The organism is Acinetobacter sp. 802_lipA, from assembly GCF_058242885.1.
In genome coordinates this window covers 1,131,769-1,150,078 of the sequence record NZ_JBZAYP010000001.1, presented here as the reverse complement: position 1 = coordinate 1,150,078, position 18,310 = coordinate 1,131,769, and the positions used below count along the sequence as shown (strand labels likewise).

General features: G+C 38.5%; 14 protein-coding genes and 1 pseudogene. 12 read left to right on the top strand and 3 right to left on the bottom strand.

The window, feature by feature from the left end; all coding sequences use genetic code 11:
- Positions 1 to 82: 82 nt before the first annotated feature.
- Together AC4CU3_RS05860 and AC4CU3_RS05855 are read right to left on the bottom strand one after the other, a co-directional pair.
- Complete coding sequence (locus AC4CU3_RS05860) at positions 83 to 415, bottom strand: transposase (protein ID WP_004692353.1); 333 nt, start codon at positions 413 to 415, stop codon at positions 83 to 85.
- Positions 363 to 677, bottom strand: a complete 315-nt coding sequence (locus AC4CU3_RS05855) for a transposase family protein (protein ID WP_026057330.1) — start codon at positions 675 to 677, stop codon at positions 363 to 365. The genes AC4CU3_RS05860 and AC4CU3_RS05855 overlap by 53 nt, the downstream gene beginning before the upstream one ends.
- Before the next feature lie 156 nt (positions 678 to 833).
- Here AC4CU3_RS05855 and AC4CU3_RS05850 point away from each other — a divergent pair, with 156 nt between their 5' ends.
- The 3 genes from AC4CU3_RS05850 (at position 834) to AC4CU3_RS05840 (ending at position 3,446) form a co-directional block, all read left to right on the top strand.
- On the top strand, positions 834 to 1,535 hold the full coding sequence (locus tag AC4CU3_RS05850; protein WP_004693132.1) for an IS1 family transposase: 702 nt from the start codon (positions 834 to 836) through the stop codon (positions 1,533 to 1,535).
- 269 nt (positions 1,536 to 1,804) lie between these two features.
- Positions 1,805 to 3,220: a glutamine synthetase family protein gene (locus tag AC4CU3_RS05845; RefSeq protein ID WP_279045430.1), complete on the top strand. Its 1,416-nt coding sequence runs from the start codon at positions 1,805 to 1,807 to the stop codon at positions 3,218 to 3,220.
- 10 nt (positions 3,221 to 3,230) lie between these two features.
- Entirely contained in the window at positions 3,231 to 3,446 is a 216-nt protein-coding gene (locus AC4CU3_RS05840; protein WP_004692350.1) for a hypothetical protein, read from the top strand.
- A 45-nt stretch (positions 3,447 to 3,491) separates the two neighbouring features.
- Here AC4CU3_RS05840 and AC4CU3_RS05835 read toward each other — a convergent pair whose 3' ends face one another.
- Entirely contained in the window at positions 3,492 to 4,271 is a 780-nt protein-coding gene (locus AC4CU3_RS05835; protein ID WP_005400784.1) for a TorF family putative porin, read from the bottom strand.
- A gap of 196 nt (positions 4,272 to 4,467) precedes the next feature.
- Between AC4CU3_RS05835 and AC4CU3_RS05830 the strand changes: the two are divergent.
- The 9 genes and pseudogenes from AC4CU3_RS05830 to AC4CU3_RS05790 form a co-directional block, all read left to right on the top strand.
- Positions 4,468 to 4,656: pseudogene (locus AC4CU3_RS05830) on the top strand (hypothetical protein); the annotation flags it as partial.
- Between the two features lie 243 nt (positions 4,657 to 4,899).
- Positions 4,900 to 6,630 (top strand): class I SAM-dependent DNA methyltransferase, encoded by a 1,731-nt coding sequence (locus tag AC4CU3_RS05825; RefSeq protein ID WP_005400782.1) that lies wholly within the window; start codon positions 4,900 to 4,902, stop codon positions 6,628 to 6,630.
- Positions 6,620 to 8,026 carry an AlbA family DNA-binding domain-containing protein gene (locus AC4CU3_RS05820; RefSeq protein WP_005400781.1) on the top strand — a complete coding sequence of 469 codons (1,407 nt, stop codon included), beginning with the start codon at positions 6,620 to 6,622 and terminating at the stop codon, positions 8,024 to 8,026. Before AC4CU3_RS05825 ends, AC4CU3_RS05820 begins: the two co-directional genes overlap by 11 nt.
- Positions 8,019 to 9,323: a restriction endonuclease subunit S gene (locus AC4CU3_RS05815; protein ID WP_005400780.1), complete on the top strand. Its 1,305-nt coding sequence runs from the start codon at positions 8,019 to 8,021 to the stop codon at positions 9,321 to 9,323. Before AC4CU3_RS05820 ends, AC4CU3_RS05815 begins: the two co-directional genes overlap by 8 nt.
- Before the next feature lie 17 nt (positions 9,324 to 9,340).
- Positions 9,341 to 10,357 (top strand): AAA family ATPase, encoded by a 1,017-nt coding sequence (locus AC4CU3_RS05810; protein WP_005400779.1) that lies wholly within the window; start codon positions 9,341 to 9,343, stop codon positions 10,355 to 10,357.
- A 6-nt stretch (positions 10,358 to 10,363) separates the two neighbouring features.
- Positions 10,364 to 10,867, top strand: coding sequence for a hypothetical protein (locus AC4CU3_RS05805; protein WP_005400778.1), 504 nt, complete (start codon positions 10,364 to 10,366; stop codon positions 10,865 to 10,867).
- Positions 10,868 to 10,925: 58 nt separating this feature from the next.
- On the top strand, positions 10,926 to 14,030 hold the full coding sequence (locus AC4CU3_RS05800) for a type I restriction endonuclease subunit R (RefSeq protein WP_005400777.1): 3,105 nt from the start codon (positions 10,926 to 10,928) through the stop codon (positions 14,028 to 14,030).
- A gap of 113 nt (positions 14,031 to 14,143) precedes the next feature.
- A complete protein-coding gene (locus tag AC4CU3_RS05795; RefSeq protein WP_005400776.1) occupies positions 14,144 to 16,225 on the top strand; it encodes an ATP-dependent nuclease in 2,082 nt (693 codons plus the stop codon).
- Complete coding sequence (locus AC4CU3_RS05790; RefSeq protein WP_279044019.1) at positions 16,222 to 17,955, top strand: UvrD-helicase domain-containing protein; 1,734 nt, start codon at positions 16,222 to 16,224, stop codon at positions 17,953 to 17,955. The genes AC4CU3_RS05795 and AC4CU3_RS05790 overlap by 4 nt, the downstream gene beginning before the upstream one ends.
- Positions 17,956 to 18,310: the final 355 nt, after the last annotated feature.

Genomic DNA, 18,310 nt, shown 5'->3' with positions numbered 1-18,310 from the left:
TAAGCCTTTTACATCTATTTCGATAACGCTCAGCAAGGATTTTGAAGGTTTTCAGGTTGCCAAATACATGCTCAATTCCGATTCATCTTTTATTGATTTCTTGATTATAGATTTTCAATTCAGGATCCAATTTACAGTGTCTTTTGGCTTTTAATGGCAACAGGCTATTCGGATACAACACATAAATCCGCTGATAGCCTTTATCTGCCAGGATAAAAGCCCCAAAAGGAATCTGGTTTAAATTGCGTTTGAACAACTCGAAATCATGCACTGCCCCGCGACTGGCACATAAACTCAGAATTTGCTGAGTTTTGTAGTGAATCATGGCTTGTACTTTAAAGGTATGGGTCTTTTTTTTGCCGCTATAGCTTTTCTTCTGTTTTTTTAGGCCTTTGGATTGGAATTTCCGTGGCATCCACGATCACAACATTCCAGTCGATGCCTTCGCCCTCGGGTAAATCTTTGGGTAAATTAAACAGATTGGACCGAAGCAGGCAGTCTTCAACATGACGGACAATTCTTGAGGCTGTGGGCTCTGAAACCCCGTAACTCGTCGCAACGTGAAATAAGGTTCGGTATTCCCGCCAATAGCTCAGACAGAGCAGAACCTGATCCTCCAGGCTTAACTTGGGCGGTCTGTCTTTGGCAGAGACATGCTTCTGCAATTGCTCAACCATCAAATAGAAAGTTGACCATGAGATGCCTGTGTATCGCTTGAACTGAGGATCAGAAAGCTTGTTTGAATCGATGTATTTCATCCGCAGATTATGCACGGGTGGTGTATCAAAAAGTATGCTAAAAAAAAGCAGGTTGAATTTTGATAAAATAGAGAAATGCAAATAACTCTAGAAATCAAATGTCCAACCTGCCTCAGTGACAATATAAAGAAAAATGGCATCAAAGTAGATGGGAAACAGAACTACCAATGCAAAGACTGCAAACGTCAGTTTATTGGTGACCATGCTCTGAGCTATCTAGGATGTAATTCTGGCATTACTCGTAAAATATTACAGTTAATGGTCAGAGGCAGCGGTATACGAGATATCGCTGAAGTTGAGCGCATTAGTATCGGTAAAGTCTTACGGACTTTAACTGAATCGGCCTATCAAATTCAGCCTAAACAAAGTCATTATGAATCTCTCGAAGTAGATGAATTCTGGACTTTTGTTGGAAATAAAAATAATAAACAATGGCTTATTTACGCTTACCATCGAGAAACAGGTGAGATTGTTGCTTATGTTTGGGGTAAGAGAGATTTAGCTACAGTCCAAAGGTTGAAGACAAAGCTTAAACAATTAGGTATTCACTACACCCGAATTGCAAGTGATCATTGGGACAGTTTCATCACTGCTTTTAAAAACTGCAAGCAAAGTATTGGTAAGTTTTTTACTGTAGGAATTGAAGGTAATAATTGCAAAATAAGGCATCGAATAAGGCGTGGTTTTAGAAGAAGTTGTAATTTCTCCAAAAAGCTTGAAAACCATTTTAAAGCCTTCGACTTAACCTTCTTTTACATCAATAATGGCTTCATTTAATGTCAGCATACTTTTTAAAACACCACCTATGCACGAATGCTAAGAAATCCGGAGTGCAAATATTAACCAAAAAGAAGATCGTTTTTTGATTTATGAAAGAGATCTATTGTTATTTTTATGTTTTAACTTATTTTAAATTAGCTTTTTCGTGGTTTTAATAGTTTAAAAAATAATCATATTAGTTGGGTGCTTTTTTACGGTTTATTTACGTTACATTCGGTAGAACTTGTTTTATTTTGATCATTGTTAATATTTAACAGGACAAAATAATGAGTAATTTACTCATGGCTAGACATAATATAGCTGACGAAGAAGCGGTCCCTGAATCCATGCCATCTGCGCGTCAATGCTGCGATATTGAAGATATTCTATTTTCAGAAGAAATCGAAAACTATCTGCAGCGCTATCCCAATACCCGTCATGTTGAGATTTGCCTGCACGATCTGAATGGTCATGTCCGCGGCAAGCGCATAGATATTGTCGGTCTAAAAAATATTGCACAAGGCTGTTATTTCCCAATGTCTATTTATGCCATGAGTCTTGATGGAGAAGTGATTGAAGAATCGGGTTTAGGAAAAACGATCGGTGAGCCGGATTATTTATGTAAACCTATATTGGGAAGCCTGCAGCCCTGCGCTTTAAATCCAGAGTCCAATGCACAGTTATTCCTAACCATGAAAGATGACAATCATCAAGATTGCGAAGTTGAACCGCGCAATATTTTAAAAAAAAGTTTAAGAGCGCTGCATGATCAAAACTTTTATCCTTGCATGGCCGCAGAATTGGAGTTTTATTTATTTGACAGCAATGAAAAATCTGGCTCCAATCAGATTTATTTAAATCAATGTTTTGATGTGAATGCGCAAGATAAGTATCAAGACGTTCTGGATGAAATTGAACGGATTGCCCTTTTGCAGGGGATTCAGATTACAGGCTTAGTCTCGGAATCATCTTCCGGACAATACGAAATTAATATTCAGCATAGCGGTGATATTTTGAAGCTATGCGATCAGATCATGATGCTAAAGCGCACCATTAAGCAAGTCGCTGTAGAACATGGGTTACATGCAAGCTTTTTGGCTAAGCCTGATCTGAATAAAGCGGGCAGCGGCATGCACTTTCACATGAGTTTGTTAAATCAAGACCAGCAGAATATTTTCAGCATGAAGCAGAATCCTTTACCGTCACGGCAATTATTAAAGGCGATCAGCGGGCTGATAGTCTTGCTGCCGCCGTCCATGGCCGTGCTTGCCCCGAATGTAAACTCATTCCGCCGGTTTAAAGCTGGAAACCATGTGCCCTTAGAAGCTAATTGGGGCGTGAATAACCGCAATGTGGCCATTCGCATACCACGTTCGGACAATGAAAATCAACGCTTGGAATATCGTGTTGCAGGTGCGGATTGCAATCCTTATTTAACTGCAGCCCTGATTTTGATCGGCACACTGCATGGGTTGACACAGAATCTGGAAATTCCACAGCAAGCCACTCAGATAAAAAATAAACATCAGCCGCACTTTTTAAGTACGAATCAGCTGGATGCTTTAACATTTTTTCACCGGAATACTGTTTTGCAAAAATATCTCGGCAAAAGATTTATGGAATTATGGTGTGCAGTTAAACGTGCTGAGCATCAGTATATGTACAGCCAAATTACTTTGATCGAACAACATTGGGATATTTAACTGCTTAAAAATGTATAACACGATAAATAATGAAGATGATGCTAGAAATCAGAAGCTCAATGAAGAATTATATTTGAAGTATAGTTTACAGGAAATTGATTCTGACATTTTAGTAAAGAAATACCAGTATGCGTCAAAAAGTATGAAAAAAATAATTCATACTATTTTTAAAGAAAGAGGTTTTAATCGAAGTGAGATAGATCATATATTGAAATCACTCAAGTAAAATAATTATGCCAATAGTATTGCTGATACTATTGGCATTTAACTTTTAAAAAGATTTAGTCAGGGTGAATACTGCTTCAGTTTTTACCCCTTTTTTATTTTGACTTGTAAAGTCTTTGGTTTTTAAATTACTACCAACCGCTGCTAATTCTGCATTTATTCCCATTGGCTTATAGCGGTAAGTTGCACCAATTTTCCAATCAAAAAAAAGGTCTTTTGCTTCAGAACCATAAATGTCCTGATTTGCTTTGGAATAACCTAAGCTAACATTTGTGCCAAAATTAGTTTGAGCAATCGGTGTAGCATATAAGACATTAAAATACCAATTTGAGATATCTTTACCTATACTGTCACTGGCAGCTTTGCCGCCATAGTTATAGGTATAGCTTATGCTTGGTGTAAAGCTATCGTTCTGATGCAGCAACGCATTAAAGATCATTTTGAAATAGTATTCATTATAATTTAAATCGCTGTTGCCGATGTAATTGTAGCGCAGCATGCCAAGATCAACTGCAGGATGGATTGAACCTAGCGCGATTGGCGCTGTATAGCCGATCTGGGGATCCAGTTCTAAATTTACTTCGTCATCAAAATCAACATTCGATGCAAATGCAGCAAGATAAAATCCTGAAGCATGGCTTAAAACAAAGTTTCCCTGCAAGGCCGGATCATTCTGGGTTTGCGTTTGGCCGCGCCAGCGGTAGTCGCTGGCCAATGATACATTACCTGAAAAGCTTAAAGCGGGAGAGCTTTCATCTCCAGTAGCAAAAGCATAACTTGAATAGAGCGGTATAAGGCTAAAAAGTAGATGGTATAATTTTTTCATAACACTTTAAATTAGTAGTCATTGAAGTAATGTATGTTATGGTTTAATTTATTGATATATAATAAAATTATCGTAAATTTTGCGTAAAATAAGTATAAAATTTAAGATGAATATTTTTTAAAGTCGCAGATTCAAATCCCAAGTGCAACACATTTGTAGTTAGTTGAAAAAGTTAGGTGTATTCATAGAATCATTAGACTTTACCGCAAGGAAGGGTTTTGCCAATGCACGGTTTGAAACGGATATAGAGGAAGGGTTAGAGGTGCTGGAGGAATACTACCCTGAACAAGAACAAAACCGTACGGTGGAGCAACAAGCTTCGCCTGAAGGGTTTGTGCAGGGTATTCAGCAGGGGTTGCAGCGATCAGTCAGACCCGTCAATTAATCGATTGGTTGGAAAAGAGCAACTTTCTAGGTTGCTCTTTTTTTTTACGACATTATAAGACGTAGCAGTTGTTAAAGGACTATTTTAGCTAAAGTTATCCCGTTAAAATGACAGGACTTTATTAATCTCTATTTTTTTTGTTAAGTGCATGACTTTTAATAGGTCATTGATATGCTAACTTAGCAACATTGTTTAACATTAAGTATAAAACCAAAGCGGTTGATCTTGGATTGAGGAAATAAAATGCATTCATTGGAACAAAAGTTTCTAAATGACTTAGATGACAAGCTTTGGAAAGCCGCCGATAAATTACGCAGCAGTCTGGATGCCGCTAACTACAAGCATATTGTTTTAGGACTGATTTTCTTAAAGTACGTATCAGATGCTTTTGATGAACGGCAATCTGAACTCAAAGAATTGTTTGCACAAAAAGACGATCACAACATCTATTACATGCCGCGTGATCAGTACGACAGCGAAGAAGAATACCAACAGTCTATTGCTGATGAACTAGAAATACTGGATTACTACCAAGAAAAAAACGTATTTTGGGTGCCAAAAGCAGGCCGCTGGTCAAATATCCGTGATGCAGCAGCTTTACCAATTGGCTCAATCATTTGGCAAGATGAACAAGGACAGGACGTGAAGTTACGCTCTGTATCTTGGTTGATTGATAATGCCTTTGATGAAATTGAAAAAGCCAATCCAAAACTGAAAGGTATTCTGAATCGCATCGGACAGTATCAATTAGATAATGATAAGTTACTAGATCTGATTAATACCTTCTCTGATACCAGTTTCACTCAGCCTGAATACAACGGTGAAAAACTAAATCTGCACAGTAAAGATATTCTTGGACATGTCTATGAATACTTTTTAGGACAATTTGCCTTAGCTGAAGGCAAGCAGGGTGGGCAATATTACACACCTAAAAGTATTGTTACCTTAATTGTTGAAATGTTACAGCCTTATAAAGGGCGCGTATATGACCCAGCAATGGGGTCAGGCGGATTCTTTGTATCTAGTGAAAAGTTCATTGAACAACATGCACAGGAAAAGCGTTACAAAGCGTCTGAACAGAAAAAGCATATTTCTATCTATGGTCAGGAGAGCAACCCGACCACATGGAAACTGGCAGCCATGAACATGGCGATTCGCGGGATTGATTTTAATTTCGGTAAAAAGAATGCAGACAGCTTTTTAGAGGATCAGCATCCAGACTTGCGTGCCGATTTTGTCATGGCTAACCCACCTTTTAACATCAAGGATTGGTGGCATGCTTCTTTAGAAAATGATGTGCGTTGGAAATACGGCACGCCACCGCAAGGTAATGCCAACTTTGCTTGGATGCAGCACATGCTGCACCATTTGTCACCTACAGGCAGTATGGCATTGCTACTTGCCAATGGTTCGATGAGCTCAAATACCAATAATGAAGGTGAGATCCGTAAGAACCTGATTGAAGCCGATCTGGTGGAATGTATTGTTGCATTACCAGGACAACTGTTTACCAACACGCAAATTCCAGCCTGTATCTGGTTTCTAACCAAGGACAAAAAGAATGGCTTGTCTTTAGATAAAAAGAAAGCCAACCGTGAAGGCAAGACTCTGTTCATCGATGCCCGTAATTTGGGCTATATGAAAGATCGCGTACTGCGTGACTTTACCGATGCAGATATTGCTAAAATCACCAATGCTTTACATGCTTGGCAACAAGGCGAAAATTTTGAAGGCGAAGCGTATCAAGATGAGAAAGGTTTCTGCTTCTCTGCTGAGTTAAAGGATATTCAGAAGCACGATTACGTACTGACTCCGGGACGTTATGTTGGTGCAGTCGAGCAGGAAGATGATGGCGAGCCATTCGCTGAGAAAATGCTGCGTTTGACTGCTCAGCTCAAAGAACAATTTGCTGAAAGTGCTGTCTTGGAAAGTGAGATTAAAAAGAATCTAAAGGGCTTGGGCTATGAGTTCTGATCATCCTTTATTGCTGGAAATTCAGAAGGGTGAAAGTCAAGCCCTTGAATTTAAAGAGCAATTACCGAAAGGGCAACAGGTGGCAAAGACCCTGATTGCTTTTGCCAATACCAGTGGTGGTAAATTGGTAGTGGGTGTAAGTGATGATCGCCAACTCGTAGGTATTCAAGATGATATTTTTGAGTTGCAAGATCAGATCACTTCGATGATCAATGAACTCTGTATGCCCAACATTCTGCCGTATATCTATATCGAGAATATCCAAGGCATAGAGTTGCTGGTGATTGAAGTCAGCCGTGGTTCATTGTTGCCTTATTATCTCAAGCCACAAGGCAAGGCACAGGGGACTTATATCCGTTTAGGTGCAAGTAATCGTGTGGCATCGCCTGAGTATATCCAGCAACTTGAATTGCAACGTCTGAACCAGACTTTTGATGAGCAGCCGAATCCGCAATACAGTTTAGATGACATCGATTTACAGCCTTTAAAGCAAGCCTTTGCTGAGCTGGGCAAAGAACTGTCTTTGCAGAAAATGCGTAATCTTAAATTGATCATTCAGCAGAATGGACAGGATTACCCAAGTCATGGGTTACTCATTTTGTTGGGGCTTTATGAGCAGGTTGAGATTAAATGTAGCCGCTTTAAAGGCACGACCATGACGGTGTTTTTGGATAAAAAAGAATACCGTGGAGACTTATTTAGTCAGTTGAAGCAAACAGAGCAATTCATCAAGAATCATCTGCATCTACGTGCTGAAATTTTAGGGTTACAACGTACAGAAAGTTATGAAATCCCCATTCCTGCCATTCGTGAAGCCTTGGTGAATGCAGTGTTGCATCGTGACTATAGCAATGCAGGGCGTGATATCAAGGTTGGCATTTATGATGACATCCTGAATATTGTATCGCCGGGTGGTTTGCCCAATGGTCTGACTGAAGAGGATTTAGCGCAAGGTCGTTCAGAGATTCGTAACCGTGTCTTGGCCCGTGTGTTTAAAGAGCTGGGTTATATCGAGCAATGGGGCAGTGGGATTGCCCGGATCAAAGATCTTTGTTTGCAAGCAGGCAATCCCGAACCTCAACTGAAAGCACAAGGTGATTTTGTCGATTGGGAGTTTTACCGTCCTTCGATTGAGCAATTAGGTGGCTCAATAGGTGGCTCAATAGGTGGCTCAATCCAAGAAACAATGCTGACAGATCGTCAAAAAGAGATTTTAGTTTTGATTCAAAAAAATCCGAAAGTTTCCTATCGTGCTATGGCGGAGCAGCTCGGTATTAATGAGTCAGCAGTGAAAAAGCATCTGAATCATTTAAAAGATGCAGGCTGGCTTGAGCGTATGGGTGGAACTCGTGGGCATTGGGCGATTAAAAAAGAATTTGGGGAATGTAGTGAGTAATAAAAATTATGTGCCATTAAATGAATTTATACTTTTACAAAGAGGATTTGATTTGCCTCAGAGTGACAGGATTTCTGGAGATATACCTGTCGTAGCATCTACAGGAGTAGCTGGATTTCATAATGAATATAAAGTTGATGCACCAGGGGTTGTAATTGGTAGAAGTGGCAGTATAGGGGGAGGCCAATATATTAAAGAGAAATTTTGGCCTCTTAATACGACTTTGTGGGTTAAAGACTTCAAAGGACATGATGCCAGATATGTCTATTATTTGCTGAAAAGTATAGATTTTCATCGATTTAATGTTGGAACAGGTGTTCCAACATTAAATCGCAATCACTTATCAAGTGTTTTGGTCAAAAACTTAGGATATATAAATGAAAAAGTAATAGCCAAAACTCTTGGTGATCTAGATGACAAAATCCACCTCAACAATCAAATTAACCAAACCTTAGAATCGATTGCCCAAGCCCTCTTTAAAAGCTGGTTTATCGACTTTGACCCTGTCCGTGCCAAAATTGTAGCAAAACAAGAAGGGAACAATCCTGAGTTTGCTGCGATGTGTGTTATTAGCGGTAAAAGTGAAGTTGAGCTTCAGCAAATGGCTGAAGATGATTTGGCGGAATTGCGAGCAACTGCTGCACTGTTTCCTGATGAATTGGTAGAAAGTGAGTTAGGGGAAGTACCGAAGGGGTGGGAGGTTACGCGGTTTAGTAATATTGTTGAAAAGTATATTGATAATAGAGGTAAGACTCCTCCTATTCAGTCGGAAGGGATTCCTTTATTGGAGGTAAAACATTTACCAGAATTCTCTTTAAATCCTGATTTAAATACTGACAAAAAAGTGAGCTTAGAAACTTTTAATACTTGGTTTAGAGCACATTTACAGGAAAATGATTTGATAATGTCAACAGTGGGCACTATAGGTCGCCTTTGTATTGTTCCTGCTAATAGAACTCTAGCAATTGCACAAAATATATTAGGATTAAGATTTAAGTTGAATAAAGTAAATCCACTATTTATGTATTATCAAATGAATAGCGCCAAATTTAGGAATGATGTAGATGCTAGATTGGTTATTACTGTTCAATCGAGTATTAAAAGAAAAGACTTGGAAACTATAGATTTATTGCAACCAGATATTAAAATTCAAAATATTTTTGCAGAAAAGATAAAACCATTTGTATTATCACAGCAGTCAGATGAATCTTTAAAATTAATTGATATTAGAGATGCTTTATTGCCAAAGTTATTGTCGGGTGAGATTACTTTAATTTCTGATGAAGATAGAAAATAGTGTATGTGAGATGAAGAATGATTAAAGATTTTGATTTAGAGAACTATGGGCCAATTATTAGTTCTCATGGTAAAAATTTGGGACAAATTAACTTAATTTTGGGTAAAAACAGCACAGGGAAAACTTTTCTGCTCAAAGCTTTATATAGTGCGATACGTAGCCATGAGGAGTCCAATAGAGGGAAAAATAATCAAGAGTTTTCCGATGTTTTGAGTGATAAATTATATTGGACATTTCAAACAGATAAAATTGGTGACATAGTTACCAAAGGTGAGGGCAAAAAGCTCTCAGTATCAATTAGCTTGGATGACAATAGCTCACTTGGATTTAGTTTTGGAAAAGATACAACTGTTAAAGTAAGTACTATTCACAATAATCTGACCAAAAGAGAATCTAATTCAATTTTCCTACCTCCTAAAGAAGTATTGTCACTGATTGATGTTATTCATAAGTCGGCAGTAATCGATAAATTATTTGGCTTTGATGCAACTTATGTCGATCTAATTACTGCTCTTAAAATTCCTACGCAAAAGGGGCGTAATTCAGATGCGTTTGTAAGCTCTCGAAAACAGTTAGAAAATATGTTTTCAGGGAAGGTTGAATTCGATAATAAAAGCCAAAGCTGGATTTATAAAAAAGGAAATAGTAAGTACTCAATGATGGCTACAGCTGAAGGTGTTAAAAAGGTTGCAATTCTTGATACTCTTTTAGGTAATCGCTATCTTGATAAAGATTCCATTGTATTTATTGATGAACCTGAGTCTGCTTTGCATCCGACAGCAATTGTGCAACTGTTAGATATAATTAGTGTTCTTGCTAAAGCTGGTATTCAATTTTTTCTTGCTACTCACTCTTATTACGTTATCAAAAAATTGGTATTAATTGCTCATCAGTATCAAATGCCTATTCCAACTTTTATGGCAACAGAAAATGGAAGTTGGCAACAAACCTGTTTGCTTAATGATGGTCTACCTGATAATGAGATCATTAATGAGTCAATTCGACTTTTTGAAGCTGAATTTCAAGGGGTTTGATTATATATGATTTTTTTTGAAGAGTCAGGAGTGAGCTTTGGTTCTTTCCCACGTGATGATTTTTATAAAATAGAACATTCCAAAGGCCATAAATCTCTAGGTAATGGTTTTAAAATGGTTGAGTTTACTTATTTAAAAAATCAAAAGATGTTTATGGTTGAAGCTAAATCGAGTATACCAAATCCTAGGAATACATCCGATTATGAGAATTATTGGAATGAAATTTTTGAGAAGTTTGAAAATGCACTACCATTACAAATGATGGGGTGTTTAAAACAAAACTCTATTGTAGAGCAAGAGCTACCATCTAATCATAAACTTATTGATTGGCAAAAAGCTACAATTCAATTAAGGCTAATTATACCTAAAGTACCTAATCAACATTTACCCCAAATAACTGACAAATTTAGACAGCGTTTACATAAAATAAAAAAATTATGGAATATTAACGATATGAATATATTTGTAATAAACGAGGAAAAAGCACGTAAAGAAGGCCTGGTGCTTTAGAAACTTAAACTTTATCTATCAGAAAAACTTAAAGACAACATACCAGGTAATATTAATCATGAACGAAACACAACTCGAAAACCTTTGCCTTGATTGGTTCGCCGAAAATGGCTGGGAAGTCGTTCATGGTATTGATATTGCACCTGATAGTAGCACTCCTTTACGCAAAGACTATAAACAGATTTTACTGGAAGCTGATGTTCTGGCCGCTTTTGAACGCTTGAATCCGCATTTACCTGTAAGTTGTTTTGAGCAAGTTCTGCAAAAGCTGAATCAACCTGAAAGTCTGGACTTGGTGACCAATAACCGTGCCTTCCATCGTATGTTATTGGAAGGTGTATCTGTCACCTATAAGAAACAGGATGATTGGGTACATGACCATGCCTTCTTGGTGGACTTTAATCATGTGCATCAAAACCGTTTTGTTGCGGTCAATCAATTTACCATTCTAGGTGTGAAGCAGCCGCGACGCCCTGACATCATCTGTTTTATCAATGGTATTCCGTTTGCCGTGTTGGAGCTAAAAAGCCCAACCGATGAAAATGCAGATATCTGGGATGCCTTTAACCAGCTGCAAACTTACAAAGAAGAAATCTCCGATCTGTTTGTCTTTAATGAAGCCTTGGTGGTGAGTGATGGGGTAACGGCTCGTGTCGGTTCACTTACGGCGAATCAGGAACGCTTTTTACCGTGGCGTACCATTAAGAATGAAGATGATAAACCTGCTTTAGAATGGGAACTAGAGACAGTTATTCGAGGCTTCTTTGATCGAGAGTTGTTTCTGGATTACATCCGATTTTTTGTGTTGTTTGAAACAGATAGCGAAAAGACTATTAAGAAAATTGCAGGCTATCATCAGTTCCATGCAGTACGCGAAGCCGTACAGGCTACCATTACAGCAGCCAATCCAACCGGAGACAAAAAAGCAGGTGTTGTTTGGCATACCCAAGGTTCGGGTAAAAGTATTTCCATGTGCTGCTATGCGGGGAAACTCTTACAACAGCCTGCTATGCACAACCCGACCTTGTTGATCGTAACCGACCGTAATGACTTGGATGGACAGCTCTTTGAAACTTTTAGTAATGCTCAAGAACTATTAAAACAAACGCCAGTACAAGCCAATAACCGCGATGAGCTGAGACAGCTTTTAGCTGAGCGTGAGTCAGGTGGCATCATCTTTACCACGGTACAAAAGTTTGCATTATTGGAAGGTGAGAGTGAGCATCCATTACTGAATGGACGCCACAATATTGTGGTGATGTCAGATGAAGCACATCGTAGCCAATATGGTTTGAAAGCAAAACTAAATAATGATGGCACATACAAGTTCGGCTATGCCAAGCACATGCGTGATGCTTTAAAGAATGCTGCTTTTATTGGCTTTACTGGAACCCCTATTTCGAGTGAGGATAAAGATACCCGAGCTGTCTTTGGTGATTATGTTTCCATCTATGACATTCAGGATGCCGTGGATGATGGGGCAACCGTCCCGATCTACTACGAATCACGCTTGGCAAAGCTGGACATCAATCAGACTGAAATTGAAGAGCTATCTGATCAAGTCGATGAGGTTGTAGAAGATGAAGAAGATGTTGGTAACCGAGAAAAGACTAAAAGTGAGTGGAGCCGACTAGAAAAGCTGGTGGGTGCCACACCACGGCTGAAACAGATTGCTGCGGATTTAGTCGCACACTTTGAAGCCCGTACAGAAGCCACGGCGGGTAAAGGCATGATTGTGACCATGAGCCGTGAGATCTGTGTCCACCTTTACAATGAGATTATTGCCTTACGTCCAGATTGGCATGACCCTGATCCTGAAAAAGGCAAAATCAAAATTGTGATGACGGGTTCAGCTTCAGATAAACCATTATTACAGCCGCATATCTACAATAAGCAAACTAAAAAACGCCTTGAGAAACGCTTTAAGGACGTAAACGATCCTTTACAACTGGTGATTGTACGCGATATGTGGCTTACAGGTTTTGATGCACCGTGTACGCACACCATGTATATAGATAAGCCAATGAAAGGCCATAACCTCATGCAGGCCATTGCACGTGTGAACCGTGTCTTTAAAGATAAGCAGGGTGGACTAGTTGTTGACTATATCGGCATTGCTAATGAATTGAAGCAAGCCTTAAAAACCTATACCGATGCCAAAGGTAAAGGGGAACCAACATTACGTGCAGAAGAAGCTTATGCGGTTCTTGCTGAAAAGATGGATGCGATACGGGGAATGTTTGCCAAAACCAATGAACAGGTTGGCATGGATTTAAGTGCTTATGAAACTCAGGCACACCGACTGATTATCCCCGCAGCCAACTATGTGCTGAGCTTAAAGGATGGTAAAAAGCGTTTTCTTGATTTAGTCCTGGCAATCAATAAAGCCTTCTCTTTATGCAGCACCTTGGATGAAGCGAAGAACCTGCACAAAGAAATTGCCTTTTACTCAGCCATTAAAGCGGTCATTAGCAAGCATACCTCTGTAGATCGTAAACTGTCGCAAGCGGAAAAGGACAGTACACTAAAACAGATTCTGGATAATGCTGTCATTGCAGATGGGGTAACAGATGTTTTTGCAATGTGTGGTTTAGATAAACCAAACATTGGCTTGCTTTCAGATGAGTTCTTAGAAGATGTACGGCAGATGCCATACCGTAACTTGGCAGTTGAACTGTTGGAAAAGTTACTCAATGATGGCATTAAGGCAAAGACACGAAACAATGTCGTGCAGGAAAAACGCTTCTCTGATCGTTTGCAGGAAACCTTGAGGAAATACAATAACCGAGCTATTGAAACCTCTCAGGTCATTGAAGAACTCATTCAAATGGCAAAAGAGTTTCAGGCCGAAATGCAGCGTGAAGCTGCACTTGGTTTGAATCCTGATGAAATCGCTTTCTACGATGCCTTGGCGAATAATGAAAGTGCGGTCAGAGAGCTTGGAGACGATACGCTGAAACAGATCGCACGAGAGATTACAGAGAAGCTACGGAAATCAACGACTGTCGATTGGCAGGTTCGGGATAGTGTGCGTGCTCAGCTGAAAATATTAGTACGTCGTACTTTGCAGCGTTGGAAGTATCCACCTGATAAAGCAGCTGAAGCGATTGAGTTGGTGATGAAGCAGGCTGAGCAGTTGTCGAATGCTTGGACGACTAGCTAAAAAATCATTTATAAAGAACGTAATTTACACAAAATAATTTACATGCTCTTCTTGGGCGAAACCTTTGAAAAAATAGATAAAGTTACAATAACCAATGTATTTTGGGGGGAACAATGCGTATCGAAAAAGTTAGAGTTGAGGGGTATAGACTTCTTGAAGATATTGAGATTGTATTAGAAAAGAATTCAACTGTGATTGTTGGGCGAAATAATAGCGGAAAAACATCTTTTACTAGCATATTTGATTGTTTTTGTGGTGAGTCAGGAGCCCGTTTTAGGTTGGAAGATTTTTCTAGTTTGTCTCGTGAGAAGTTTTTAAATGCAAGAAAATTGAAAGAAGAGGGGGCAAGTCCAGAGCAGATATATAATACACTGCCTATAATCACTCTTTCTTTGACATTTCGATACGATAGTGATGCCCCGACTTTAGGACCTCTTTCACCATTTATCATTGATTTAGATATGGACTCTACAACAGCGATTGCTTGTATTGAATATAGGCCTGTCTTAGCAAAAATGCATTTGTTGTTTGATTTACCTCAACCACCAGTAGGTATGGAACCTCAAATACATTTTTTTAAGTGTTTACGTAATAATTTATCAAAAATTTACGAAGTGCATGTTAGTGCGATAGATCCGACGGATAAGTCTAATAAGAGAAATTTCGAGGGTACTTCAGCATTCGCAGCATTATTACAATGTAACTTTGTTCAAGCACAAAGAACTCTTGATAAGACAAAGCTTGGTGAGGCTGATGTTATCGGAAAATTACTTAGTGAATTGTTTAAAACAGCTGCTGCACCAACGGCTACAGAATCTGATCAAGAGTTAGCTGCGAAATTAAAGAAATCTGTTGAAGATATTGAGCTTAATGTTCAAAGTGATTTTGACAAAATGCTCAAAAAGTTATTACCTGTTATGGGGGTGATGGGTTTTCCAAGTCTTAATGATACTGAATTAAGGCCTGAAACTTCATTAAATGTAGAGGCACTTTTGTCTGGGCATACAAAAGTTGTTTATAGCGGTACAGATGGTGTGCATTTACCTGAGGGATATAATGGTCTTGGTACGCGAAATTTAATCTATATGCTGCTACAACTTGAAAGCTATCACAAAATTTACCGATCTCAAATTACTCGCCCTTCAGCCCATTTGATATTCATTGAAGAACCTGAAGCTCATTTGCATCCACAGATGCAGGAAGTTTTCATTAATCAATTAAATGCTGCTATTCAAAAGCTTTCGAGTGCCTATCCAGCAGAAGACGTTTGGAATGTTCAGTTTATTATTACTACACATTCTTCTCATGTTGCTAATGCGGCATGTTTTGATGCAGTAAGATATTTCTATAACCAGAAAGATTCAGTGAAAAGTATTAGAAATACTAAAGTTAAAGATTTTAAAAAGGGCATGCAAACAATATCTTCTGCTGATAAAGAGTTCTTGCATAAATACATGACTCTGACTAAGTGTGATCTTTATTTTGCAGATAAAGTGATTATGGTTGAAGGGACAACTGAACGGTTATTAATGCCTCGCCTCAGAGAATTAGTTGATATATCCTTACCAGAACATCAAAAATTAGCAAGCCAGTATGTAACTTGTATTGAAGCTGGAGGGGCTCATGCTCATGTTTTTTATCCACTCCTCGACTTTCTTGAACTTAAGACTCTAGTCATTACCGATTTAGACTCAACTAAAATGGTGGAAAAAGAAAATAAGAAGAAAGTAAAAACCAAAATATGGGAAAAATGTCCAGTAGCTCAAGGTGAGAGAACCTCTAATGCGGCTATCAAGGATTGGTTTCGTCCTAAAGATTTAGATGAAAAAGTAATTTGGCAAATATCTCCAGCTGATTTAATTGCTAAAAATGCCATAGAAAAGCAGGTTAACTTTCGTCGAATTGCCTACCAAATCCCTGAAGATCCAAAAACTAATATTTGTGCAAGAAGCTATGAAGATGCTCTTATTTTAGCGAACCTTAATCAATTTCCATTACCAAGTGAAGACGATGTTGCTACAGAAGCTTGGGAATATGCGCAGGGACTTACTAAAGCGGATTTCGCTTTAGAATATGCAATTCGTGTAAAAGAATGGGTTGTACCTCGATATATTCGAGAAGGCCTGATTTGGCTTTCTGAATCTGATGTTCCTATACAAAATTTAGAACCATTAGACAAAGGAGGAGCAGCATGAGTCAGATTAAAGAAAATCCTGCACTAGTTGCTGCACAAGAAGCTCAGAGAAAGATCAATCAGGCTCTAGATGCGGGTTATAGTTTTAGACTTGAAGCAGGTGCGGGAGCAGGTAAGACATATTCTTTGGTAGCTGCACTCAAGAGACTAATCGACGAACGTGGTTCAACGTTAGTACAGTCAGGCAGAAAAGTTGCTTGTATTACTTATACAGAAGTTGCACGCAATGAGATTGCTCAAGAAATTGAAGATCATCCGGCAATTCTTGTTGACACAATTCATGGCTTCTGTTGGGCATTCATTCGTCAATTTCAGAAGGCAATACGTGATTTGGTAATTGAACTAAAGGATAAAAAAGAGAAAGTTGAACAAAGTGGGGGGATTGGATCACAGTTAGTAGAATATGATCTGGGATTCTTTAGTGTAGATGAGATGCGCATTACACTTAATCATGATGATATTCCTGAATTGATGGCAATGCTTTTGGCTAAGGAAAAGTTTCGGATGTTATTTAGTCAGCAATTTCCAGTAATTTTTATTGATGAATATCAAGATACTCATCGTCAATTTATGGATGCTATTACTGATTATTTTTTAAAGTCGAAGACTGGACCAATCATAGGTCTTTTCGGAGATCATTGGCAGACTATTTATAGTAGTGAGTATGAATTAGCTGAATACCCAATTGAAGAAATTGCAAAGGGTTCAAATTTTCGATCAGTTCCTGCTGTAGTAAATGTTCTAAACGCTTTACGCCCAGAGCTTCCACAAGTTGTTAGCTTACCAGAAGCCAAAGGTGAAGCTCGGTTTTTCCATACTAACAGTTATAATGGGCCTAGAACGAATACAGCACATTCAAAGGAAGATTTACCTTCTGACATAGCACGTAGTTGTCGTGAAGAGTTGATGGCTAGGTTAAGAGTAGAGGGGTGGGACTTAAAAAAGACAAAAGTATTAATGCTTAGTCACAATGTTTTGGCAGTTGAACAAGGTTATCCGAAAATTGTTGAATTATTTAGAGGTCGTACAGAACAGTTTACAAAAAAGGAAGATCCGGTCATTAGGTTCTTTGCTGAAGTAATAGAGCCAATGTGCATGGCTTATAGTTCATCACATTACGGAGATATGTTTAAGATATTGGGTGCTAGACCTGCTATTACAAAACATGAAGATAAAATGTTGTGGCGTAGAGATATGGATCGATTGCTAAAGTTGAGAATAGAAGGGACTATTGGTCAAGTTATAGACCATTTAAAGATTACTAAACGTCCATCTCTGCCTGATCGTATACTTAGAAGAGAGGAAGAGCTTATTTCATTGATGGGCATACCTGAAGTTGAAATGTCTTCAAGACCACAACGTTATAAAAAATTAAGAGAAATCCCGTATAAAGAAGTTATCGAGGTTACAAGATTTATTGAAAAGTTAACCCCTTTTGCAACCCAGCATAGTGTTAAGGGTGCTGAGTTTGATAATGTATTGGTAATCTTAGGTGGAGGGTGGAATCATTATAATTGGCCTCAGCTTCTTGAGCTACTTGAAACTAAAAAGCTGACTAAGACAAATATGAAAGGTTTCTATCGTGCTCGGAATCTTTTCTATGTATCTATATCTCGCCCAATGACGAGACTTGCTGTGCTGGCAACTCAGTCATTGTCAGACACTGCACTTCTTACAGTGAGTAATCTTTTTGGAAGTGAGAATGTTGAAGAGTTAAGTTTTGGTACATAAAATAGAATTTACGCCAAATTTACACCATAAATTATTTTATACAATTTAAGTTGTTGATATTAATTTGTTATTTTATTTTAAGTGTCCAATCCATCATCGGCGCAACACTAATTCGTGGAGATTGAGGGGTTTCAATGGTTTTGTCAGTATTCATTAAAAAATCAGGCTCTTGATCAGTGTTTATCAGCTTTTGTCTGCAAAGACATGGTGAACAACCTATGTCTTAGAGCGGAAGCGGTGCAAAGAAATATGTGGGAAATTACATGAAAATCAGATGTCGCAAAGCCAAAGCGTCAATCCATTTATTGAGCAAGATACAGCACAATGTAGTGAGCTGAAATGCATTCATTACCGA